The organism is Streptomyces sp. NBC_01298, from assembly GCF_035978755.1.
GTDB lineage: Bacteria > Actinomycetota > Actinomycetes > Streptomycetales > Streptomycetaceae > Streptomyces.
Window position 1 is genome coordinate 5,520,735 of sequence record NZ_CP108414.1, and the last position, 21,998, is coordinate 5,542,732.

The window sequence follows — 21,998 nt, forward strand, 5'->3', positions numbered from 1 at the left end:
CGTTCGGGGGAGCCCCGGCCCCGCCCCACCCTTTCGGGCGGGGCGGGGCCGGGGTCGTTCACACGCTCATGACGGGCACGTCGTAGAGCGGGATGTGCTTGTCCCGGGTGACGAGGGTGAGCCCCTCCGTCTGGGCCTGGGCGATCAGTATCCGGTCGAAGGGGTCCCTGTGGTGCAGGGGCAGCTGACCCGCCCGGATTCCGTGAAGAGCCGTGATCGGGAGGGGCCTGAGCTGGCAGTCCCGGGCCTGTTCCGGCAGGTCCTCCGGGCCGTCCAGCTTGCCGAGCGCCTGCTTGACGGACAGTTCCCAGGGGGTGACGGCGCTGACGTGGACGAGCCGCTCGGTGTCCAGCAGATGCTTCACTTCGTCCGACAGTTGGGGCGAGTCCGTCAGCCACCACACGATGACGTGCGTGTCGGCCAGAAGCTTCACTCGGAAGCTTCGGTGGCCGGGGCGGGGAGCAGTCCGAAGGCCTCGGCGAAGCCGGGATCGTCGGACATGTCGTCGAAGTCCTCGTGGAAGACGACGGGCTCGGTGACCGATCCTCGGGCCGTCCGCCGGACCTTCCCCGCGAGCGGGATCACCTTGGCCACCGGCTCGCCGGCCTTGCTGATGATCACCTCTTCGCCGGTGGCGACGGTCTCCAGGATCTTGGAGAAGTTCGTCTTCGCGTCGTGGACGTTGTACTGCCGGGCCGCTTCCATCGCGCACTCCAGGGCATGGGCGAAGAGGTGGACTAACTATCGGGCTAAGCGTAATCAGGTCGGCGCAGTCCGCGCCAGTTCCGTCACCCTCACGAGGGACCCGGATCCCACGCGCGGGTGTCGGAGCCGCGTCGTAGGGTGGGAACCCCCGGCCCGTTCGACGTGTCGGGTCCTTCGCGTTGCCGCCTCGCGGGGACGCGCCGCACCTCACCGGACGGAAAGCCGCCTTCATGAGCCTGCACGGACTGCTCGACGCCGTCACCCGGGACCCCGCACTCGCAGAGGCGATCACCGCGGCCGGTGACGGCAACCGCATGCACGTGGACCTCGTCGGCCCGGCCGCCGCGCGGCCCTTCGCCATCGCCGCGCTGGCCGCCCGTACCGGGCGCACCGTGCTCGCCGTCACCGCCACCGGCCGGGAGGCGGAGGACCTGGCCGCCGCGCTGCGCTCGATGCTCAACCCCGACGAGGTCGCGGAGTACCCCTCCTGGGAGACGCTGCCGCACGAACGGCTGAGCCCGCGCAGCGATACCGTGGGCCGCCGGATCGCCGTACTGCGCCGCCTCGCGCACCCCAGCAAGGACGACCCCGCCGCCGGCCCGGTCTCCGTGGTCGTCGCGCCGATCCGCTCCGTGCTCCAGCCCCAGGTCAAGGGGCTCGGGGACCTGGTTCCGGTGAGCCTGCGCCAGGGCGAGAGCGTGGACCTCGGCGCGGTGACGCAGGCGCTCGCCGCAGCCGCGTACGCCCGGGTGGAGCTCGTCGAGAAGCGCGGCGAGTTCGCGGTGCGCGGCGGCATCCTCGACGTGTTCCCGCCCACCGAGGAGCACCCGCTGCGCGTGGAGTTCTGGGGCGACGAGGTCGAGGAGATCCGCTACTTCAAGGTCGCCGACCAGCGCTCCCTGGAGATCGCCGAGCACGGCCTGTGGGCCCCTCCCTGCCGGGAACTGCTGCTGACCGACGAGGTGCGCGGGCGCGCCGCGGCCCTCGCGGAGCTCCACCCCGAGCTGGGCGAACTGCTCCACAAGATCGCCGAAGGCATCGCCGTCGAGGGCATGGAGTCCCTGGCGCCGGTCCTGGTCGACGACATGGAGCTGCTGATCGACGTACTGCCGGCCGGTTCGATGGCCGTCGTGTGCGACCCGGAGCGGGTGCGGACGCGGGCCTCGGACCTGGTGGCGACCTCCCAGGAGTTCCTGATGGCCTCCTGGGCCGCCACCGCCGGCGGCGGTGAGGCCCCCATCGACGTGGGCGCGGCCTCGCTGCGCGGGATCGCCGACGTACGGGAGCACGCGCGCGAGCTCGGCATGATGTGGTGGTCGGTATCCCCCTTCGCGGCGGACGAGGACGCAGCCGTCGGCCGCGACACCCTCAGCCTCGGCATGCACGCCCCCGAGGCCTATCGCGGCGACACCGCCCGCGCGCTCGCCGACACCAAGGCCTGGCTCGCCGACGGCTGGCGCACCGTCTACCTCACCGAGGGCCACGGCCCGGCCGCCCGTACCGTCGAGGTGCTCGGCGGCGAGGGCATCGCGGCCCGCCTGGAGGCGGACGTCACCGTCCTGGAACCCTCGCTGGTCCACGTCTCGTGCGGCTCCCTCGACAACGGCTTCGTCGACCCGGTCCTCAAGCTCGCCGTCCTCACCGAGACCGACCTGACCGGTCAGCGCACCGCCACCAAGGACCTCGGCCGGATGCCGACCCGGCGCCGCAAGACGATCGACCCCCTCACCCTGGAGGTCGGCGACTACATCGTCCACGAGCAGCACGGCGTCGGCCGCTACATCGAGATGGTGCAGCGAACCGTGCAGGGCGCCACCCGCGAGTACCTGCTCGTCGAGTACGCCCCGGCCAAGCGCGGCCAGCCCGGCGACCGCCTCTACATCCCCACCGACCAGCTGGAGCAGGTCACCAAGTACGTCGGCGGCGAGGCCCCGACGCTGCACCGGCTCGGCGGCGCCGACTGGACCAAGACCAAGGCGCGCGCGAAGAAGGCGGTCAAGGAGATCGCCGCCGACCTCATCAAGCTCTACAGCGCCCGCATGGCGGCCCCCGGCCACACCTTCGGCCCCGACACCCCCTGGCAGCGCGAGCTGGAGGACGCCTTCCCGTACGCGGAGACCCCCGACCAGCTCACCACCATCGCCGAGGTCAAGGAGGACATGGAGAAGTCGGTCCCCATGGACCGCCTCATCTGCGGTGACGTGGGCTACGGAAAGACCGAGATCGCGGTCCGCGCCGCCTTCAAGGCGGTCCAGGACGGCAAGCAGGTGGCCGTGCTCGTCCCGACCACGCTGCTGGTGCAGCAGCACTTCGGGACCTTCTCCGAGCGGTACGCGCAGTTCCCGGTCAAGGTGAAGCCACTGTCGCGCTTCCAGAGCGAGGGCGAGTCCAAGGCGACGCTGGAGGGCCTCAAGGAGGGCTCCGTCGACATCGTCATCGGCACGCACCGGCTGTTCTCGCAGGAGACCAAGTTCAAGGACCTGGGCCTGGTCATCGTCGACGAGGAGCAGCGGTTCGGCGTCGAGCACAAGGAACAGCTGAAGAAGCTGCGCGCCAACGTGGACGTGCTGACGATGTCGGCGACCCCGATCCCGCGCACCTTGGAGATGGCGGTCACCGGCATCCGAGAGATGTCCACGATCACCACCCCGCCCGAGGAGCGCCACCCGGTCCTGACCTTCGTCGGCCCCTACGAGGAGAAGCAGATCGGCGCCGCGATCCGCCGCGAGCTGCTCCGCGAGGGCCAGTGCTTCTACATCCACAACCGGGTCGAGTCCATCGACCGGGCGGCCGCCAAGCTGCGCGAGATCGTGCCCGAGGCGCGCATCGCGACGGCGCACGGCCAGATGTCCGAACAGGCCCTGGAACAGGTCGTGGTGGACTTCTGGGAGAAGAAGTTCGACGTCCTCGTCTCCACGACGATCGTCGAATCCGGCATCGACATCTCCAACGCCAACACCCTCATCGTCGAGCGCGGCGACAACTTCGGCCTCTCCCAGCTCCACCAGCTGCGCGGCCGCGTGGGCCGTGGCCGCGAGCGCGGGTACGCGTACTTCCTCTACCCGCCGGAGAAGCCGCTGACCGAGACCGCGCACGAGCGGCTCGCGACGATCGCCCAGCACACCGAAATGGGCGCCGGCATGTACGTGGCGATGAAGGACCTGGAGATCCGCGGCGCGGGCAACCTGCTCGGCGGCGAGCAGTCCGGCCACATCGCGGGCGTCGGCTTCGACCTCTACATCCGGATGGTCGGCGAGGCCGTGGCGGACTACCGGTCGGCCGTCGACGGATCGGTCGAGGAGGAGCCGCCGCTGGAGGTGAAGATCGAGCTGCCGGTCGACGCGCACGTCCCGCACGACTACGCGCCGGGCGAGCGGCTGCGCCTCCAGGCGTACCGGTCCATCGCGGCGGCCAACTCCGAGGAGGACGTCAAGGCGGTCCGCGAGGAGCTCACCGACCGCTACGGCAAGCTGCCGGAGCCGGTGGAGAACCTGCTGCTGGTGGCCGGACTGCGGATGCTCGCCCGTGCCTGCGGGGTCGGTGACATCACCCTCCAGGGCCCCAACATCCGCTTCGGGCCGGTGGAGTTGCGCGAATCGCAGGAGCTGCGGCTGAAGCGGCTCTACCCGGGGTCGGTCATCAAGCCGGCCGCCTCGCAGGTGCTGGTGCCGCGGCCGAAGACCGCCCGGGTGGGCGGGAAGCCGCTGGTCGGACGGGAACTGCTCGGCTGGACCGGGGAGTTCCTCGCCACGATCCTCGGTTCGTAGGCGGGACGCCCGCGGGTGCGGGTACGGCGACGGCCGCGTCGGGGACCTTCCGGTCCCCGGTCGCGGCCGTTCGCGTTCCCGCGGGGGTTACTTGTTCGGGTCGTCGTCGATGCCGAGCTTCTCTTCCATCGTCTGCTGGGCCTTGTCGATCTGGTCCGCGTACTTGTTGCCGGTCTTCTCGTTGGCCTCTTGTTCGAGGTTGTCGGAGATGTCCTTGCCCTTGTCCTTGAACCTGTCGAAAATCCCCATGCTCGGGCTCCTTCCGTAATCCCCTCTGCGACGCTACGCCCGTTTGGGGCGGTTCGCTCGCTAGAGAGTCGGAACGTCCCGTTAAGGCGTGGAGTTTAGGATCTTGTCCTATGCGTCCCCGCCCGCTGTTTCCCGCCCTCCTGCTCGCCGCCTCCGCCGCCGCCGTCTCCGGCTGTACGGCGCCCCCCGCGGCCGGCGCCGGTGCGAGTGCGAACGCCCCCGGCCCCGCCAACGGGCCGGTCGCCTTGGCCTCGGTGGACGGGCTCGCGGTCAAGGGGCGGGCGCCGAAGACGGGGTACGCGCGCGAGCGGTTCGGCAAGGGCTGGCTGGACACCGACGGCAGCGGCTGCGGGACCCGCGAGGACATCCTCAAGCGGGACCTGGCCCGGACCACCTTCAAGGACGGCTGCAAGGTGCTGACCGGGGTGCTGGAGAAGGACCCCTACACCGGTGCCCGCATTCCGCACGAACGGGGCCGCACCGGCGTGGACATCGACCATGTTGTGGCCCTCTCCGACGCCTGGCAGAAGGGGGCAGGGGGCTGGGACAAGGGCAAGCGGATCGCCTTCGCCAATGATCCGCTGAACCTCCTCGCGGTCGACGCCGCGGCGAACCGCAAGAAGGGGGACGGCGACGCGGCCACCTGGCTTCCACCCGACCGCGGGTACCGCTGCCACTACGTCGCGGCCCAGATCGCGGTCAAGCGGAAGTACGGTCTGTGGGTCACGGTCGGCGAGCGCGACGCGATGAGGCGGGTGCTGACCGGCTGCCCGGGGGAGCGCCTGCCGACCGGCGGTAATTCCACCCGCCCGCCGGAGCGGCTGCGCTGATCCCCCCCGGATCCACCCCCTGGTCCCGCCCTTTGAATCCACCCCCTGGTTCCACCCCCTGGTTCCGCCCCTCGGAGCCCCCCTGGAGCGGGCCTCGGTCAGCTCTTCTTCCAGTCCTGGCAGTCGACCGTCGTGAAGAAGCCGTCCCCGGCGGCGATCGTCACGACGGCCTGGCCCTCGGGGTTCTCGTTGGCGATGATCGTGTCGAGGCTGCCGGTCGCGTCCTTGGTGCGCTCCCAGTAGCAGCCGCTGCCGTCCTCGGTGGAGCCGGCGGACTTGTAGGTGCCCGGGGCGATGTCGACGCCGACCTTGAGCATGCCGCCCTTGCCGGAGACGTCGGCCTTCGGGGTGCCCTTGGCCTTCGGGTCCACGAGCTCCCAGCCCTTGCAGCCCTCGGTCTTGAAGATCTTGTCGGTGGCGCCGATGGCCACGTACGAGAGACCCACGACGTTGGCGTTGTCGAGGATCGACTCCGGCTCGCCCTTGGAGTCCTTGGCGCGCTCCCAGTAGCAGTTGTCGTCGGCCTTGTTGCCCGCCGAGCGGTACAGGCCGGGCTTGACGTCGGAGCCGACCTGGAAGGTGCCGCTGCCCTTGATGGCCGACTTCGCCTTGCCCGCGTCGGGGGCCGCGGCCGGGGCGCTGCTCTTCGCCGCCGGCTTCGAGGCGGCCGCGTCGGCGCCCTTGTCGCTGGTGGTGTCGCCGCCGCCGCACGCGGTGAGCGTCACGAGGGCGACGGCCGCGCCGCATCCCGCCAGGACCTTGGTGCGGCCGGCGCGGGCGATCCAACTGGTGCGCGTGGTGTGGGACATGTGTGTGGCTCCTGCCTGATCTGACGTCCTGTTCGGTGAGATCATCACAACAGAGCCTGTGAACCGAGTCAACGCGTTTCTGAGAGATTCTTAAATTCACACTGTGAATGGGTCTCTCCACTTTGCAGCGGTATGCTCGCGCACATGCCGGAGCAGAAGCCCCCCACCGAGGCCCCAGCCGCCCCCCACGTCATCGCCCCCGAAGTCGCCCCCGAAGCCGCCCCCGAAGCCGCCCCCGAAGTCACCGCCGCGGACATCGCCCGCCTCGCGGGAGTCGGCCGCGCCGCCGTGAGCAACTGGCGCCGCAGGCACGCCGACTTCCCCCGCCCCGTCGGCGGCACCGAGACCAGCCCCTCCTTCGCGCTGGCCGAGGTCACGGACTGGCTCCGGGCCCAGGGCAAGCTGGCCGAGGTCCCACTGCGCGAGCGCGTCTGGCAGTACGTCGCCGCCCACCCCGGCGGCTCCGTGGCCGCGCTCGTCAAGGCCGGGAGCGCGCTGCTCCTCGTACGCGACCGGCCCAGGGAGTGGCTGGAGGCCGCGGCCGTCTCCGACGAGCGGATGGCCGCCCTCCTGGCGCCCGCCATCGACCGCGTGCTCGCCCTGCGGTTCGGGCCCGTGCACCCGCTCGGAGCCGCCGCCCCCCTGACGCCCGCCTCCGTGCCCTTCCTGCGGGCCGCCGCCGAACTCGCCGCCGAACTCGGCACCAAGGGCGCCTTCGAGTTCCTGCTCGGCCGCCACCTGGAAGCCAACCCCCGCCAGTACACGCTCACTCCGGACGGCCTCGCCACCCTCATGGCCGCCCTCGCCGGGCCGTCCCCCCGGACCGTCCTGGACCCCGCCTGCGGCACCGGCACCCTGCTGCGGGCCGTCCCCGGGGCCATCACCCGCTACGCGCAGGACAGTTCGGCCGAACTCGCCTCCCTCGCCGCCCTGCGCCTCGCCCTCCAGTCGGACGCCCCGGTCCGCGCGGCCGCCGCCGACAGCCTGCGCGCCGACGCCTTCGCGCGCCCCGCCGCCGAACCGGTCGACGCCGTGCTCTGCCACCCGCCGTTCAACGAACGCAACTGGGGCCACGAGGAGCTGTCCTACGACCCGCGCTGGGAGTACGGGCTGCCGGCCCGCGCGGAATCCGAACTCGCCTGGGTCCAGCACGCCCTGGCCCACCTGCGCGAGGGCGGCACCGCCGTCCTGCTCATGCCGCCCGCCGCCGCCGCCCGCCGCTCCGGCCGCCGCATCCGCGCCGACCTGCTGCGCCGGGGTGCGCTGCGGGCCGTCGTGGCCCTTCCGGCCGGCGCCGCGCCGCCGTACGGGATCCCGCTGCACCTGTGGGTGCTGCGCAGGCCCGCCCCGCACGCGGCGGCCCCCTCCGGGCTGCTCCTCGTGGACACCGCCGCACTCGCCGACGGTCCCGGACCGGGCACCGGGCGGGCCGGGTGGGCCGCCGTGCACGGTGCGGTGGAGGAGGCCTGGACGGCGTACGCGCGCGGCGGCCCGGCCCCGGAGGTACCGGATGTCCCCGGCGTGCGCCGCGTGGTGCCCGTCGTGGAGCTGCTCGACGACGACGTGGACCTGACCCCGGCCCGCCACCTGCCGCCGCCCGCCGCGGGCGGCGGCCTGGCCGAGCTGACCGCCGTACGGGACCGGCTGGACTCGACGCTGACCCGCGCGGCCCGGCTCACCCCGCCGGCCCCGCCCACCGCCTCCCCGGACCGTCCCGCGGCCGCGCCGCCCCGGCTGCCGCTGACCACCGTCGGCGAACTCGCCCGCGCCGGAGCCCTGCTGCTGTACACGGGCACCGGCAGCGGCGCGGGCGGGGCCCCCGTCCTGACCGAGTACGACGTGAGCGCCGGCACCGGCCCCTCCGGCACCCTGGCCGACGCCGCGGAACAGCCGCTGCTGACCGCGCCCGGCGACGTGGTCGTCCCCCTCACCGGGGGCGCCGGCGTGGCCCGGGTGGTCGACGCGGCCACCGCCGGGGCGGCCCTCGGCCGGGGCCTGCAGCTGCTGCGGCCCGACCCGGCCGCGCTGGACCCCTGGTTCCTGGCCGGCTTCCTGCGTGCCACCGCCAACAACCGGCGCGCCAGCAGCCACGCCTCCACCACGACCCGGCTCGACGTGCGCCGCCTCGAACTGCCCCGGCTGCCGCGGACGGAGCAGGAGGTCTACGGGGCGCGGTTCCGGGCGCTGGCCGAGTTCGAGGACGCCCTGCGGCTGGCCGCCCGGCTCGGGGAGCAGCTTGTACAGGGGCTGTACGACGGGCTGTCGGACGGCACGGTCCGGCCGGAATGAGCCCTCGGGCCGTCCCCGGCCGGGGCGGCTGACCGCCCGGGGCTGCGACCGTACAACGGTTGAGCGCATCCCCTCACTCCCGGCCGGGAACGCTGTATACGCTCTGACCCGGAATCCCCCGCGGTTCCTCGTCCTTCCACCCTCTCTCCGCCCTTCCTCCGCCTTTCCTTCGTACGGCCCGTCAGGAGCAGCGATGCACGGCCCCGGCACTCCGCCGCCCCACGGTCACCAGCCCAGCACCGGGGGCGTGGTGGCGCTGCGCGTGCTGTTCGCGCTGCTGCCCATCCTGAGCTGCGGGTTCCTCGCCTGGGGGACGATGCTGCGGCTCGCGCTGGTCACCCGCAAGCCCCGGGACTGGTGGCTGTTCGGGGTCTCCTGCGCGGTCGAGGTCGGCTCGCTGGCGCTGATCGGCGCGGACCCGACCGCCGACGCCAGCGGCTGGCAGGGCAACGCGGGGGCCTTCGGCACGCTCCTGAACGGCCTGGTGGTGTGCGTCTACTACCTCGTCGCCGAGATCCGGCACTTCGAGGCGCTCAAGGCCGGGCCCGCCGCGGCCGGCTGGTACCCGCCGCCCGCCTCCTCCTACGTACCGCCCCAGCAGCAGACCGGGCCCGCCTACGGCTACCCGCCGGTGAGCCAGACCGGCCCGCAGCAGCACCAGCAGCACCAGCACCAGCCGCAGCAGCCCCCGCGGCAGGCCCCCGAGCCCACGCCCGCCCCGACCCCGCCCCCGCGCATCGGGCAGGTCCGCGCCGAACTCGACGAGCTCAGCGAGCTCCTGCGCCGCCAGCAGCCGCCCCGCGACGAGGACCCCCGCCCGTGACGGACCGGCTCATCGGCGACCGCTACCAGCTCGCCACCATCCTGGGCCAGGGCGGCATGGGCCAGGTCTGGACGGCCTACGACCGGCGCCTGGACCGCCGCGTCGCGGTCAAACTGCTGCGCCCCGACAAGGTCGCGGGCCCCGGCTCCGTGGCCGAGGAGCTGCGCCGCCGCTTCGTGCGCGAATGCCGGGTCACCGCCCAGGTCGACCACCCCGGGCTGGTCACCGTGCACGACGCGGGCAGCGACGGCGACGAGCTGTACCTCGTCATGGGCTACGTCGAGGGCGCCGACCTCGCCGACCACCTCGCCGAGCACGACCCCTATCCGTGGCCCTGGGCGGTCTCGGTGATCGCGCAGCTGTGTTCGGTGCTGTCGGCCGTGCACGCGGTGCCGATCGTCCACCGGGACCTGAAGCCGCGCAACGTCATGGTCCGCCCCGACGGGACCGTGCTGGTCCTGGACCTCGGCGTCGCCTCCGTGATGGACACCGACACCACCCGCCTCACCAGCACCGGTTCGCCCATCGGCAGCCCCGCGTACATGGCCCCCGAACAGGCCATGGGCGGAGCCGTGGGCCCGCACACCGACCTCTACGCGCTCGGCGTGGTCCTGTACGAGCTGCTGTCCGGCAACGTCCCCTTCGCCGGCTCCACGGCGCTCGGGGTGCTCCACCGGCACCTGTACGAACCCCCGCTGCCGGTGCGCCAGTTGCGTCCCGAGGTCCCGCAGCAGCTCGAAGCCCTGCTGCTGAAGCTGCTGGCCAAGGACCCGCAGGACCGGCCCGCCTCCGCGCAGGCGGTGTACGCGGCCCTCGCGCCGCTGCTGCCCCACCACGGCTCGGGCGCCCCGACCGGCCCCCTCGACCCGACCCGCCCCTTCCTGCGCCCGCAGGCCCCCTGGCCCGACCGCGCCACCGTGATCCCGCCCCGGCCCGCGACCCCGCCCCCGCCGCCGCGGCCGGACGTCCCGGCGGCCGTGGAGGAGGCCAAGAAGCTCCTCGACCAGGGCAGGCTCACCCAGGCCGTGGACATCCTCGGCGGCATCCTCCCGGCGGCGGCCGAGCAGCACGGCGCGCACTCGCCGGTGGTCCGCTCCCTGCGCAAGCAGTACGCCGCCACCCTGATGGACGACGGCCAGTACCGCCGCGCTCTGCCCGAACTGCGGCGGCTCGCCGAGGAGTTCCCGGCCGGCGACCCGCAGTCCCTGCGCTTCCGCTACGACGCGGCCCAGTGCCTGGAGCAGCTCGGCGAACCGGCGGCCGCCCTCGCCGAGTACCGGGCGCTGCTGCCGCTCTTCGAGAACCACTACGCGAACCCGGACCCGGGCCTCCCGCTGGAGGTCCGCCGCCGGATAGCGCACCTGCTGCTCTCCCTCGGCGACCGTCCGGCGGCCCACGACACCCTGGCCCGGCTCCTCTTCGACGCGGAACGCCTGCACGGCCCGAACCACCCCTTCACCGAGGAGGTCCGCCGCACCCTGCTCTGGCTCGGTCAGGTCCGCTGAGGCTCCGGCCGGGTCCGCCGCCGCAGGGCCGGCAGGGCCACCAGGGCCGCCAGGACCAGCAGGGCTCCGGCCGCGACGGCCGCGCCCGGGACGAGGCCCGGGGGGCGGAAGGTACAGGCGACGGCGGTGGTGCGGCCGTCCAGCGGGATCGCGACCAGGCCCAGCCGGGCGGAGGCCGGGCGCCCGTTGCAGGTCCAGCCCGCGATCGCGGGGACGGAGAGCACCGCCGTCCCCGTGCTGCCCGGCGGGAGCACCGCGTGGACGCCCGAGGAGCCGACCCGTACGGACACCGCGGCCGTGGCCCGCAGCCGGGCGACGGCCGCGGTCAGCAGGGAGCGGTCCAGGCAGGACAGCTGCCGGTGCGCCGGCGCCGCCCCCTCGAAGAGCAGCGCCGAGGCCGGGCCGTGGGAGGGCCCCAGGGGTTGCAGGGCCGCCCTGTTGCGCGGCGGGTTGGCGCTCAGCCGGAAGGCCGCCCCGTCCGCGAGGCGGGCCGTCCCGTTGTACTCCGGGGCCCACAGGAAGGCCTCGGTCCCCGCCCGGCAGACCCCCGGGGAGAGCGGATCCTCGTACACCCGCGCGCCCAGCAGGAGCTCCTGGTTGGCGAAGGGCGAGGCCCCGTAGGCCGGTTCCGCGCCCGGCGGGCGGACGGTGACCAGCGGCGGGACCTCCGCCCGCGCGACCGTGCCGTCGGGCCGCAGCCGGGCGCCGACGGAGAACACGGCGTCCGTCACCGGGTTGTCGAGGCTCTGCACGTTGCGCCCGCGCGAGGTCCAGCCCGCCCCGAGGGCCACCATGGTCCGCGTGAACAGGTCCGGGGTGTGGCTGCTGTAGTACGCGCCGCCCTCCCCGCCCAGCAGCATCGGGTCGTTGCCCGTCAGCGCCGGCCGCCCGGCGTCCGTGCGGTACGCGGGCCAGCCCTCGGCCCCCTTCAGGGCGTCGGCCCGCGCGGTGTGCGCCGCGCCCCACACCGGGTAGTCGTCCAGGCCCGCCAGCTTGCCCCGCTGCCCACTGGCGGTGGTCGCTGCCGCCTGGACCAGCAGCACCAGCGCCAGTACGGCCGCCGCCGGCAAGGCCAGGCGCCGGTGGCGCAGCGCCCACCAGGCGGCCCCCGCCAGGACCAGGCCGCCGCCGAAGAGGGCGAGGCCCCACGGGGTCGCCAGCCCGCTCCCGCTCGCCCCGAGCAGGACGGCCCCCAGCACCCCGGCGCCGCCCGCCAGCGCCCACGGCCCGGGCGGGCCGGCCGACAGCCCCGCCCAGGCGGCCATCACCACGATCCCGGCCAGCACGAAGGTCTGCCGGTACGGGCTGCCGTTGGGCGTCGCGAAGAGGTGCCAGGCCAGGTGCGTCGGCATCCACTGGAAGGACAGCAGCACCAGCAGGACGAGCCCCGTCCACAGCAGCCGCTCCCGCCCGGCCACGGCCCGGTGCAAGGGCAGGGCCGCCGCGAGCAGCAGGGTCCCGGTGCCGATGAACAGGGCGGGGGAGGAGAAGGAGTAGGTGGCGGGCAGCAGCCGGGCCAGCAGGTCCTCGGCCGGCACCGGCACGAAGGGCTTGAACCACCCCGGGTAGGCCTGCTTCGAGCTGAGGAAGAGGGGCACGAGCACCGGCGCCGACAGGGCGACGCCGAGCGTGGTGGTCAGCGCCGCCCGCGCGAGGACCCGTAGCCGAGTCTTCGCACCCTCCCGGGTGAGGAGCAGCCGGACCAGCAGCACCAGGACCGCGCCCAGCGTGGCCATGTAGGCGGTGTAGAAGTTCGCCGTCCAGCAGAGCGCCACCACCACGACGGCCGCCACGGGCCGGCGCGCGCGCAGCGCCCACTCACCCGTCAGACACAGGAGCGGAAAGGCGATCAGCCCGTCCATCCACATCGGGTTGTACGAGGCCTCGATCACCGACCAGCCGCACAGCGCGTACGAGGCCCCGAGCAGCCCCGCCGCCCACCCCGGCCCGCGCCGCTGGGTGCGCAGCAGCCAGGCCATCGCCGCCGCCGCGGCCGCCGCCTTGAGCACGGTGACCACGTACACCGCGAGGTCGATGTCCTGGCGCGGGAACAGCCCCACCAGGACCGCGAACGGGCTGGTCAGATAGGTCCCGAGATCGGGCAGGAAGCTGGTCCCGTACCCGGACTGCCAGTTCAGCAGCAGTCCGCCCGCGGCGCGCCCGTGCAACAGGTCCCACAGGTGTGCGTGGAAGGGGACGAACTGATTGCCGAGGTCGTTGATGCTGCGGTGGCGCGGCCCGTACGGGAAGACGCGCGCCACCGCGTCTCCGGCGACCACGGCCGCCACCGTGACCAGGGCGGCGAGCGCCGAGCCGAACAGGGACGGGCGGCGCGGGGAGCGGTGCGGTGTCGACATGGTGGGCCGACCGTGGCACCCCGGGTGGGCCGAAGGGTGGCCATTGAGGGACGCGAACCCCAACACCCCCGGAATCGTTGGTCGAACCAGTGGCTCTGATCACCCCGACTGCATAACATCGATCACCGCACGGCCCTTGTGCACCGAAGCACAATCTCCCGGCCCTGGAGGCTCCTTTGCACCGTCGCACAGCGCTCTCCGTTTCCGCCGCCCTGCTCCTGGCGGCCCCTCTGCTGTCCGCGTGCTCGGGCGAAGCCCGCCCCGGCACCGCGGCCGTGATCGGCGGCGAACGGATCACCACCTCCGCGCTCCAGGCCCAGGTGAACGACGTCCGCACCGCACAGAACAGTTCCGAACACGCGGCCGAGCTCATCGCGGCCGTCCCACAGCTCGACCGGGTCAAGCTCAGCACGATGCTGCAGAGCCGGATCCTCGACCGGATGGCGAAGGACGCCGGGATCGAGGTCACCCCCAAGGAGCTCGAGGACGCCCGCAAGGCGTACGACGACGGCAACCGCGGGGCCGCCGCCTTCGAGGAGGCGATCCTGCAGAAGGCCGCCGTCGCCCCCGACCAGATCGAGCGCTGGGTCCGCGACCAGGTGCTCTTCGAGAAGCTGAACGCCAAGTACGGCGAGGGCAAGCTCGCCGAGCCCGCCGCGAAGGCCGCGGCCAAGCTCGGCATCGAGGTCAACCCGCGCTACGGGGTCTGGGACCCCCAGCGGGTCACCCTCGGCGAGCACTCGACCCCGTGGATCACCCAGGTCACCCGGCCCGAGCAGCCCCCGGCCGGGGCCTGAGCGCTCATGGCGGGGAGGTAGGTTCGGAGGGTGACTGACGACGTGTCCTCCGAGCCCACCGGCCGCATCGTGCTGCTGACCACCAGCCACCGGGTGGCCCCCGGCATGCTGTCCTGGCCCGCCTGGCAGACCCTGCGCGCCGCGGACCGGGTGCTGTGCGCCGACCCGGGCCACGTCCAGCTCCCCTACCTGCGCGAGGCCGGCGTCGACGTGGCCCTGGAGGCCCCCGACGCCCAGGCGCTGATCGAGGAGTGCGCCGGCGGGCACACCGTCGTCGTCCTGCTCAGCGGGGAGGGGGACCGGCGGCTCACCGACGGGCTGGCCCGCTTCGCCGGCTCGGGCCGGGTCGCCGTACCGGACCTGGAGCTGCTGCCGGGCTCGTACGACCTGCCCGGCGCACGCCTGCTCGACCTCGTCCAGGTCATGGACCGGGTCCGGCGCGAATGCCCCTGGACCTCGGAGCAGACCCACGAGGGACTGGCGAAGTACGCCATCGAAGAGGCCTACGAACTGGTCGAGGCCATCGAGGCCGGGGACCGGGAGGAACTGCGGGAGGAGCTCGGGGACGTCCTGCTCCAGGTGGTCTTCCACGCACGCATCGCGGAGGAGGGCGGCCCCGGTGAAGGCGAAGAGGACGAGCCGTTCTCCATCGACGACGTGGCCGGGGCCCTCGTCGAGAAGCTGATCCACCGGCACCCGCACGTCTTCGGCGACGCGACGGCGCGGACCCCCGAGGACGTGCACGCGCACTGGCAGCGCACCAAGCAGGAGGAGAAGCAGCGGGAGTCGGTGACCGACGGGATCCCGGTCGGACAGCCCGGTCTCGCGCTCGCGGCCAAGCTGGCGGGCCGCGCCCGTGCGGGGGCGGTGCCCGTGGAACTGCCCCGCGGGGAGGGCGTCGGGTACGAACTGCTGGAACTGGCGGCGCGCGCCGAGGCGGCGGGGACCGACCCCGAGACCGCGCTGCGCGCGGCGGCCCGGACCTACCGGGACGCGATCCGCAGGGCCGAGGGCGTCGGCGAGTAGCCCACGGCGGCGGGAGGCACCGGCGGCGTCAGGCACCGGCGGCGTCAGGCAGTGATGTCCTCAATGCTCCCGGGGAGCCCGGCCGGACGGGTTGTGCCAGTGCGGGTCGGGGCGGTTCAGGAACCACTCGCCGAAGCCCATCGGGCGGCTTCCGTCCTCCTGGCTCCTGCCACTGGCGGGTACGGAGTCGTAGAAGATCCCTTCGGGGCGCGCGCCGAGTTCCTCCAGGAGGTACGAGGTCTCCCGGATGAACTGCGGCGGACCGCTCAGGTAGACGTTCTGGTCGGGCCACAGCCCGCGGTTGCTGAGCGCCGTCGCCAGCCGGTCGGTGGCCTGGTTGCGGTGCCGGCCGGGGGCGGGGGTGATGTAGGTGACGCTCAGCCAGTCCAGGGAGTCCGCGTACGCGTCGATGAGCGGGCGGTCGTAGAGGTGTGCGGCGTCGCGTGCGACCACGAAGAGCCGCGCGTCCTGATCGGGAGGGTGTTCCGCCAGGTCCTCCAGCATCGCGCGGACCGGGGCCCAGCCGGTGCCGGCGGCTATGAAGCTGACCGGGCGGTCCTCGCGGCGGAAGGTCATCTGCCCGCCGGCCGCGCCGAGCCGCAGCACGTCCCCGGGCTGGGTCTCGCGGATCAGGGCGGTGCTGAGGCGGCCGCCCTCGATCCGGCTGACGTGCAGGTCGAGCGTGCCGTCGGCGCGGGGCGCGTTGCCCAGGGAGTACGTGCGCCAGGTCGTCGGCACCCGGTCGCTGCTCACGCTCGCGTACTGGCCGGGGACATGGGGGAAGTGCGCGTGCGGGCGGAGGGTCAGGACGCCGATGTCCTCCCCGTACAGCAGGTGGCGTACGACTTCCGCGTCCCACCAGGGCGGATCCTCGCTCTCGGCGGCGCCGGCCATCATCGCGTCCGCGATCACCTGGTACGCCTCTGACCAGGCCTTCTCCACCTGCGGGTGCCAGGCGGACCCGGAGGCCTCGGCGAGCGCGGCGATGAGGCTGGTGCCCACGGCCGCGTAGTGCTCGGGCCCCGCCAGGAACTTGCGGTGGTCGCGGCCGAGGTCGCGGAGATAGGGGACGAGCGTCTCGTTCTCCAGGTGGGCGATCACATGGGTGAGCGCGGCGAAGAGCCGGTCCCGTTGCCGTTCCATGTCTTCGAGGGAGGCCGGGAAGAGATCACGGACTCCGGGGTTGTGCCAGAAGAGGTGGGAGTAGAAGAACTTGACCGCGTGCTCGGCCCGTCTCTCCACCACCGCGAAGCTGCTTTTCAAGATCCTCACATCCACAAAACCGAAAGTAGGAACGCCGGGGAACGTGAGGTCAAGCCAGAGCCGATCTACGGACAGCCGCGATAAATGGCCCATATGGGGTGATGGGTGGCGGGCGGGATACGGTCTCCGGGTGCACGAGCAGACTCCCGCAGCCCCCGAAGAGCCCGCCGCCGACCAGTCCGTGGACGGATCCGCGCCCCTCTCCACCGCCGTCTCCGACTCCCCTCCGACCCTGTTCGACTGGGAGTTCGCGACCGACCCGTACCCGGCGTACGCCTGGCTGCGCGAGCACGCCCCCGTGCACCGCACCACGCTCCCCAGCGGGGTCGAGGCCTGGCTCGTCACCCGGTACGCCGACGCCCGCCAGGCCCTCGCCGACCAGCGGCTCAGCAAGAACCCGGCGCATCACGAGGGCTCCGCACACGCCAAGGGCCGCACCGGGATCCCCGGGGAGCGCAAGGCGGAACTGATGACCCACCTCCTCAACATCGACCCGCCGGACCACACCCGGCTGCGCCGGCTGGTGTCGAAGGCGTTCACCCCGCGCAGGGTCGCCGAGTTCGCTCCGAGGGTGCAGGAGCTGACCGACCACCTCATCGACCGGTTCGCGGAGAAGGGGGAGGCGGACCTCATCCACGAGTTCGCCTTCCCGCTCCCCATCTACGCCATCTGCGAGATGCTCGGCGTACCGCGAGAGGACCAGGACGACTTCCGCGACTGGGCGGGAATGATGATCCGGCACGGCGGCGGGCCGCGCGGCGGCGTGGCCCGGTCCGTGAAGCAGATGCGCACCTATCTCGGGGAGCTCATCCACCGCAAGCGCGACGACCTCGGCGACGACCTGATCTCCGATCTGATCCGGGCGAGCGACCACGGTGACCACCTGACGGAGGCCGAGGCCACCGCCATGGCCTTCATCCTCTTGTTCGCGGGGTTCGAAACCACGGTCAACCTCATCGGCAACGGGGTCCACTCCCTCTTCATGAACCCGGAGCAGCGCGAGCGGCTCCAGCTCTCCCTCGCCGCGGGCGAGACCGGACTGCTGGAGACCGGCGTGGAGGAGCTGCTGCGCTACGACGGCCCGGTGGAGCTGGCCACCTGGCGGTTCGCCACCGAGTCCTTCGCCCTCGGCGGCCGGGACATCGCGGCGGGAGATCCGGTCCTGGTGGTCCTGGCGGCGGCCGACCGGGACCCCGAACGGTTCGCCGACCCGGACACCCTGGACCTCTCTCGGACGGACAACCAGCACCTCGGGTACGGGCACGGCATCCACTACTGCCTGGGCGCCCCGCTCGCCCGGCTCGAAGGGCAGACCGCCCTCGCGACCCTGCTGACGCGGCTGCCCGATCTGGAACTCGCCGTGGCACCCGAAGAGCTGCGCTGGCGCGGTGGGCTCATCATGCGGGGGCTGCGGACGCTGCCGGTCCGCTTCAGCGCCGAATCGAAGGCCCAAAACACCTGAAACCGGCCTGATCTGAAGTCAGTTCACCGCCCAAACTTGTGACAGGCGTTCGAAGGCCGCTAGGTTCTGCCGTTACCCCGCCGTTATGCGAAAGGTGCAGCCTCATGCGTTCCGGGAACGGCCGCCACAGACGCCCCCGACAAGTGCCCGCACTTGTCGTCACCGCCGGAGTCACCGGCACCGCGCTCGCCCTGCCGCTGCTCGCCGCCACGGGCGCGAGCGCGGCGGAGACCTCCACATGGGACAAGGTCGCCGAATGCGAGAGCGGCGGCACGTGGAGTGCCAACTTCGGCGGCGGCGCGTACGGCGGGCTGCAGTTCACCCAGGAGCAGTGGAAGAGGGCCGGCGGGCTCGACTTCGCCGAGCGCGCCGACCTGGCCAGCCGCTCCCAGCAGATCGCGGTCGCCGAGCGCGTGCTGGCTTCCCAGGGCCCCCAGGCGTGGCCGCTGTGCGGAGTGCCGGCCGGCCTGACCCAGGACGCGCCCGCCGCCGAGGTGGACCCGGGCCTGCCCAGCGGTTCCGGATCCGCCTCCCCGGCCCCCTCCCGCCCGGACGAGGCCGTGCCGCACGCCGGCTCGGGCAAGCCGTCAACGGACTTCGGGGCCCCCACGCCGAAGACCCCGGCTCCCGAGGCCCCGTCGGCCTCGGCGCGGCCCGACTACCCGATCGGCGTGCCCGGCGAACTGCCCGTCATGCCCGCGCCGGACCTGGAGACGCCCCCGGGACTCCCGGGCGACCCGACGGTTCCCACGAGCCCGGTGGACCCCACCGCCCCAGTGGCGCCGCCGTCCGGGGACCCGACCGCTCCGGTCGGCCCCACCGCGCCGGTGGCTCCGCCGTCGGGGGACCCGACGGCTCCGGTGTCCCCGTCCGACCCGTCCGACCCGTCCGACCCGTCCAACCCGGGTGACCCGACGAACCCCGGGGACGCGGCGAACCCGACCAACCCGGGGAACTCCGCGAACCCGTCAAATCCGGTCAACCCGGTTGATCCCACAGCCCCGACGGCTCCGGCCGCACCCGGCGCGTCCACCGCTCCGGGCGCGACGCCGACCCCCGGTGCGGCCTCCGGTTCGGCTTCCGGTTCGACCGAGGGCGGCGGCAAGCACCGCGGCCCGGCCGCGGTCGAGACGGCCTCCGGGTCTGATGCCGCGTCGGAGTCCACGTACACCGTGAAGGCGGGCGACAGCCTCATCGAGATCGCGGACGCCAACGGAGTGAAGGGTGGCTGGAAGGGTCTCTACGAGGCCAACGAGCAGGTCATCGGCGGCGATGCGGACCTGATCAAGCCCGGCCAGAATCTGGATCTAACGCACCAATAGGGGCACTTAAGCCGCCCGGAACCAGCTGATTGTCCGTTTTCTGTAAGTGAGACATGTGTCTCTTCAGGTCAACTGGCGTGTCCGGCCCGGAGGGTTCCGCAAACCCCGCCCTCACCTGCGCAAACGTCCTTCCGGGGAGCGCAAGTAGGCACCGTTTTCCCCCGATGTTGCTCGTTGAACATCGGGGGGAGACCTGTCTACCTTCTGAATCGCTCGCCACCGCGGGCTCCTTCGACCGCATCGCCGAATCCTGCCGGCGGACGGAGGGAACACTCGTCGCGTAAAGCGCCGAAGGCAGGAGCGGGGGAACCAAGGTAGGCGCCGGTAGCGGCCGTTGAGAGACGGTCACAACGCCGGCTAGGGGTTAAGACGAGCGCTAGGTCGCTCGGCCGGGCACTCACTCGCCCGAACCCGACAGCTCACCTCGTAGGCGTCGGTGAGGAGAACTCCATGCTGCTTTCGGGCAAGGGCAAGCACCGTCGCGGTTCCAAGGCCGTCCGCATCGTCACCCTCGCCGGTGTCGCCGGTGTCACCGTGGCCGCGCCGCTGATGGCCGCGGGCACCGCTTCCGCCGCGACCGGCGCCGAGTGGGACCGGGTCGCCTCCTGCGAGTCCGGCGGCAACTGGTCCATCAACACGGGCAACGGCTACTACGGCGGCCTGCAGTTCTCGTCCTCCACCTGGGCCGCGTACGGCGGCAAGGCGTACGCCGCGCAGGCCAACCAGGCCTCCAAGGGCCAGCAGATAGCCATCGCCGAGAAGGTCCTCAAGGGCCAGGGCAAGGGCGCCTGGCCGTCCTGCGGCGTCGGCCTGTCGAACTCCTCCTACACCGGCGGCGGCTCGGGGACGACCACCCCCTCCAAGCCGAAGACGCAGCCGAAGCCGGCCGCGCCGAAGACGAAGCCGAAGACCGAGGCTCCGAAGAAGGAGACCAAGCGCGTCGAGGCTCCGACGACCCGCTCCGAGCGTCCGGCCGCCGCGCCGAAGACGGGCAACGGCTCCTACGAGGTCAAGTCCGGCGACACGCTGGGCGCGATCGCCGACGCGAACAACGTGTCCGGTGGCTGGGAGAAGCTCTTCGAGCTCAACAAGGAGATCGTGTCGGACGCGAACCTGATCTACCCCGGCCAGAAGCTGAACCTCAGCTGAAAGCCGTGAGAACGCTCGCGGCCGCTTTCGCGACGCGCAGTAGTTCCACCGCGTAGTTCCACCAGCGATTCCACCGCCCGGCGCGTAACCCCCTTCGCGCCGGGCGGTGCTGTGTGCGGATGTCCCCGGTCTGACGGAGCCTCCGAAAGGCCGATGATCAAGGGTCCTATGTCCTGTAAGAGGGGCATTCAGGCCCTTTTTCGTCCCAGCCCCCGGGCGGTCGGCTGGCCGAGTGCCCGGAGGCGGTTAGGCTCTAAGCGGCAAGGCCATCCCACGGCCTGACACGCCACCGCACACCCAGCGTCACATCCCAGAAGGAGATGCTCGTGCCGTCCATCGACGTCGTCGTAGCCCGGGAAATCCTGGACTCCCGAGGCAACCCCACGGTCGAGGTCGAGGTGGGCCTCGACGATGGCAGCACCGGCCGTGCTGCAGTCCCGTCCGGCGCCTCCACCGGAGCGTTCGAAGCCGTAGAGCTCCGTGACGGTGACCCCAACCGTTACTTCGGCAAGGGCGTAGAGAAGGCCGTCCTCGCCGTCATCGAGCAGCTCGGCCCGGAGCTCGTCGGCTACGACGCCACCGAGCAGCGCCTGATCGACCAGGCGATGATCGACCTGGACGCCACCGAGAACAAGGGCTCCCTCGGCGCCAACGCCATCCTGGGCGTCTCCCTCGCCGTCGCGCACGCCGCGTCCGAGGCCTCGGACCTCCCGCTGTTCCGCTACCTCGGCGGCCCGAACGCGCACCTGCTGCCCGTTCCGATGATGAACATCCTGAACGGTGGGTCGCACGCCGACTCCAACGTCGACATCCAGGAGTTCATGATCGCCCCGATCGGCGCGGAGTCCTTCTCCGAGGCCCTTCGCTGGGGTGCCGAGGTCTACCACACCCTCAAGAAGGTCCTGCACACCAAGGGCCTCTCCACCGGTCTCGGCGACGAGGGCGGCTTCGCGCCGAACCTCGAGTCGAACCGCGCCGCGCTTGACCTCATCGTCGAGGCCATCAAGCAGGCCGGCTACGTCCCGGGCACCCAGATCGCGCTCGCGCTCGACGTCGCCGCGTCCGAGTTCTACAAGGACGGCAACTACGAGTTCGAGGGCAAGTCCCGCTCGGCCGCCGAGATGACCGACTACTACGCCGAGCTCGTCGAGGCGTACCCGCTGGTCTCCATCGAGGACCCGCTGTTCGAGGACGACTGGGCCGGCTGGAAGACCCTCACCGACCGCCTGGGCTCCAAGGTCCAGATCGTCGGCGACGACCTCTTCGTCACCAACCCCGAGCGTCTCGCCCGCGGCATCGAAGAGGGCTCGGCGAACGCCCTGCTCGTCAAGGTGAACCAGATCGGTTCGCTGACCGAGACCCTGGACGCCGTCGAGATGGCCCAGCGCAACGGTTTCAAGTGCATGATGTCGCACCGTTCCGGTGAGACCGAGGACGTCACGATCGCCGACCTCGCGGTCGCCGTGAACTGCGGCCAGATCAAGACCGGCGCCCCGGCCCGCTCGGACCGCGTCGCCAAGTACAACCAGCTGCTGCGCATCGAGGAGATCCTCGACGACGCCGCGGTGTACGCCGGCCGCAGCGCCTTCCCGCGCTTCAAGGGCTGAACACCCTGATCGGTCCTTAGGGGCGCAAGCCTCCCTAC

The 21,998-nt window shown here is 72.5% G+C and carries 17 protein-coding genes and 1 riboswitch; of the genes, 11 read left to right on the forward strand and 6 right to left on the reverse strand.

Translation table 11 applies throughout. From position 1 onward, the window contains the following. Positions 1-58: 58 nt before the first annotated feature. The gene (locus OG730_RS25200) at positions 59-433 is read right to left on the reverse strand and encodes a type II toxin-antitoxin system VapC family toxin (protein ID WP_327306377.1); all 375 of its coding nucleotides are present in this window, start codon (positions 431-433) and stop codon (positions 59-61) included. Further along, positions 430-705, reverse strand: coding sequence for a type II toxin-antitoxin system Phd/YefM family antitoxin (locus OG730_RS25205; protein WP_327306378.1), 276 nt, complete (start codon positions 703-705; stop codon positions 430-432). Before OG730_RS25205 ends, OG730_RS25200 begins: the two co-directional genes overlap by 4 nt. A 230-nt stretch (positions 706-935) precedes the next feature. Between OG730_RS25205 and mfd the strand changes: the two genes are divergently transcribed. Continuing rightward, entirely contained in the window at positions 936-4,472 is a 3,537-nt protein-coding gene (gene mfd, locus OG730_RS25210) for a transcription-repair coupling factor (protein ID WP_327306379.1), read from the forward strand. Between the two features lie 87 nt (positions 4,473-4,559). On the opposite strand, the gene OG730_RS25215 is transcribed toward mfd, so the two are convergent. Then, positions 4,560-4,721: an Rv0909 family putative TA system antitoxin gene (locus OG730_RS25215; RefSeq protein WP_327306380.1), complete on the reverse strand. Its 162-nt coding sequence runs from the start codon at positions 4,719-4,721 to the stop codon at positions 4,560-4,562. A gap of 110 nt (positions 4,722-4,831) precedes the next feature. Between OG730_RS25215 and OG730_RS25220 the strand changes: the two genes are divergently transcribed. Continuing rightward, the gene (locus OG730_RS25220) at positions 4,832-5,551 is read left to right on the forward strand and encodes an HNH endonuclease family protein (protein ID WP_327306381.1); all 720 of its coding nucleotides are present in this window, start codon (positions 4,832-4,834) and stop codon (positions 5,549-5,551) included. A 98-nt stretch (positions 5,552-5,649) separates the two neighbouring features. Here OG730_RS25220 and OG730_RS25225 read toward each other — a convergent pair whose 3' ends face one another. Then, positions 5,650-6,360 carry an Rv1352/Rv1906c domain-containing protein gene (locus OG730_RS25225; protein WP_327306382.1) on the reverse strand — a complete coding sequence of 237 codons (711 nt, stop codon included), beginning with the start codon at positions 6,358-6,360 and terminating at the stop codon, positions 5,650-5,652. Between the two features lie 144 nt (positions 6,361-6,504). On the opposite strand from OG730_RS25225, the gene OG730_RS25230 reads away from it, so the two are divergent. The 3 genes from OG730_RS25230 to OG730_RS25240 all read left to right on the forward strand — a co-directional run bounded on the left by OG730_RS25230 (position 6,505) and on the right by OG730_RS25240 (position 10,977). Continuing rightward, the gene (locus OG730_RS25230; protein WP_327306383.1) at positions 6,505-8,649 is read left to right on the forward strand and encodes an N-6 DNA methylase; all 2,145 of its coding nucleotides are present in this window, start codon (positions 6,505-6,507) and stop codon (positions 8,647-8,649) included. Between the two features lie 193 nt (positions 8,650-8,842). Next, complete coding sequence (locus tag OG730_RS25235) at positions 8,843-9,472, forward strand: hypothetical protein (RefSeq protein ID WP_327306384.1); 630 nt, start codon at positions 8,843-8,845, stop codon at positions 9,470-9,472. Beyond that, positions 9,469-10,977 (forward strand): protein kinase domain-containing protein, encoded by a 1,509-nt coding sequence (locus OG730_RS25240; RefSeq protein ID WP_327306385.1) that lies wholly within the window; start codon positions 9,469-9,471, stop codon positions 10,975-10,977. The genes OG730_RS25235 and OG730_RS25240 overlap by 4 nt, the downstream gene beginning before the upstream one ends. On the opposite strand, the gene OG730_RS25245 is transcribed toward OG730_RS25240, so the two are convergent. After that, positions 10,965-13,334 carry a YfhO family protein gene (locus OG730_RS25245; RefSeq protein ID WP_327306386.1) on the reverse strand — a complete coding sequence of 790 codons (2,370 nt, stop codon included), beginning with the start codon at positions 13,332-13,334 and terminating at the stop codon, positions 10,965-10,967. The genes OG730_RS25240 and OG730_RS25245 overlap by 13 nt on opposite strands. 176 nt (positions 13,335-13,510) lie before the next feature. Between OG730_RS25245 and OG730_RS25250 the strand changes: the two genes are divergently transcribed. Together OG730_RS25250 and OG730_RS25255 are read left to right on the forward strand one after the other, a co-directional pair. Next, complete coding sequence (locus OG730_RS25250) at positions 13,511-14,131, forward strand: SurA N-terminal domain-containing protein (protein WP_327306387.1); 621 nt, start codon at positions 13,511-13,513, stop codon at positions 14,129-14,131. A 30-nt stretch (positions 14,132-14,161) separates the two neighbouring features. Beyond that, a complete protein-coding gene (locus tag OG730_RS25255) occupies positions 14,162-15,157 on the forward strand; it encodes a nucleoside triphosphate pyrophosphohydrolase (RefSeq protein WP_442815008.1) in 996 nt (331 codons plus the stop codon). Positions 15,158-15,217: 60 nt separating this feature from the next. Here OG730_RS25255 and OG730_RS25260 read toward each other — a convergent pair whose 3' ends face one another. Next, positions 15,218-16,429: a globin domain-containing protein gene (locus OG730_RS25260; protein ID WP_327306388.1), complete on the reverse strand. Its 1,212-nt coding sequence runs from the start codon at positions 16,427-16,429 to the stop codon at positions 15,218-15,220. A 172-nt stretch (positions 16,430-16,601) separates the two neighbouring features. Between OG730_RS25260 and OG730_RS25265 the strand changes: the two genes are divergently transcribed. From OG730_RS25265 to eno, 4 genes are all read left to right on the forward strand, one after another. Then, positions 16,602-17,882, forward strand: a complete 1,281-nt coding sequence (locus OG730_RS25265; protein ID WP_327309410.1) for a cytochrome P450 family protein — start codon at positions 16,602-16,604, stop codon at positions 17,880-17,882. 143 nt (positions 17,883-18,025) lie between these two features. Beyond that, positions 18,026-19,204: a LysM peptidoglycan-binding domain-containing protein gene (locus tag OG730_RS25270; RefSeq protein WP_327306389.1), complete on the forward strand. Its 1,179-nt coding sequence runs from the start codon at positions 18,026-18,028 to the stop codon at positions 19,202-19,204. A 276-nt stretch (positions 19,205-19,480) separates the two neighbouring features. Continuing rightward, positions 19,481-19,652: riboswitch (cyclic di-AMP (ydaO/yuaA leader) on the forward strand. A 2-nt stretch (positions 19,653-19,654) separates the two neighbouring features. Further along, on the forward strand, positions 19,655-20,353 hold the full coding sequence (locus tag OG730_RS25275) for a transglycosylase family protein (RefSeq protein ID WP_327306390.1): 699 nt from the start codon (positions 19,655-19,657) through the stop codon (positions 20,351-20,353). 320 nt (positions 20,354-20,673) lie between these two features. Next, the gene (gene eno / locus OG730_RS25280; RefSeq protein WP_327306391.1) at positions 20,674-21,960 is read left to right on the forward strand and encodes a phosphopyruvate hydratase; all 1,287 of its coding nucleotides are present in this window, start codon (positions 20,674-20,676) and stop codon (positions 21,958-21,960) included. Positions 21,961-21,998: the final 38 nt, after the last annotated feature.

Excerpts from the sequence above, each read along its gene's own strand:
- OG730_RS25235 (WP_327306384.1), top strand. The coding sequence starts at position 8,843 with ATGCACGGCCCCGGCACTCCGCCGCCCCACGGTCACCAGCCCAGCACC.
- OG730_RS25245 (WP_327306386.1), bottom strand. The coding sequence starts at position 13,334 with ATGTCGACACCGCACCGCTCCCCGCGCCGCCCGTCCCTGTTCGGCTCG.
- OG730_RS25275 (WP_327306390.1), top strand. The coding sequence starts at position 19,655 with ATGCTGCTTTCGGGCAAGGGCAAGCACCGTCGCGGTTCCAAGGCCGTC.
- mfd (WP_327306379.1), top strand. The coding sequence starts at position 936 with ATGAGCCTGCACGGACTGCTCGACGCCGTCACCCGGGACCCCGCACTC.
- OG730_RS25230 (WP_327306383.1), top strand. The coding sequence starts at position 6,505 with ATGCCGGAGCAGAAGCCCCCCACCGAGGCCCCAGCCGCCCCCCACGTC.
- OG730_RS25205 (WP_327306378.1), bottom strand. The coding sequence starts at position 705 with ATGGAAGCGGCCCGGCAGTACAACGTCCACGACGCGAAGACGAACTTC.
- OG730_RS25225 (WP_327306382.1), bottom strand. The coding sequence starts at position 6,360 with ATGTCCCACACCACGCGCACCAGTTGGATCGCCCGCGCCGGCCGCACC.
- eno (WP_327306391.1), top strand. The coding sequence starts at position 20,674 with ATGCTCGTGCCGTCCATCGACGTCGTCGTAGCCCGGGAAATCCTGGAC.
- OG730_RS25215 (WP_327306380.1), bottom strand. The coding sequence starts at position 4,721 with ATGGGGATTTTCGACAGGTTCAAGGACAAGGGCAAGGACATCTCCGAC.
- OG730_RS25220 (WP_327306381.1), top strand. The coding sequence starts at position 4,832 with ATGCGTCCCCGCCCGCTGTTTCCCGCCCTCCTGCTCGCCGCCTCCGCC.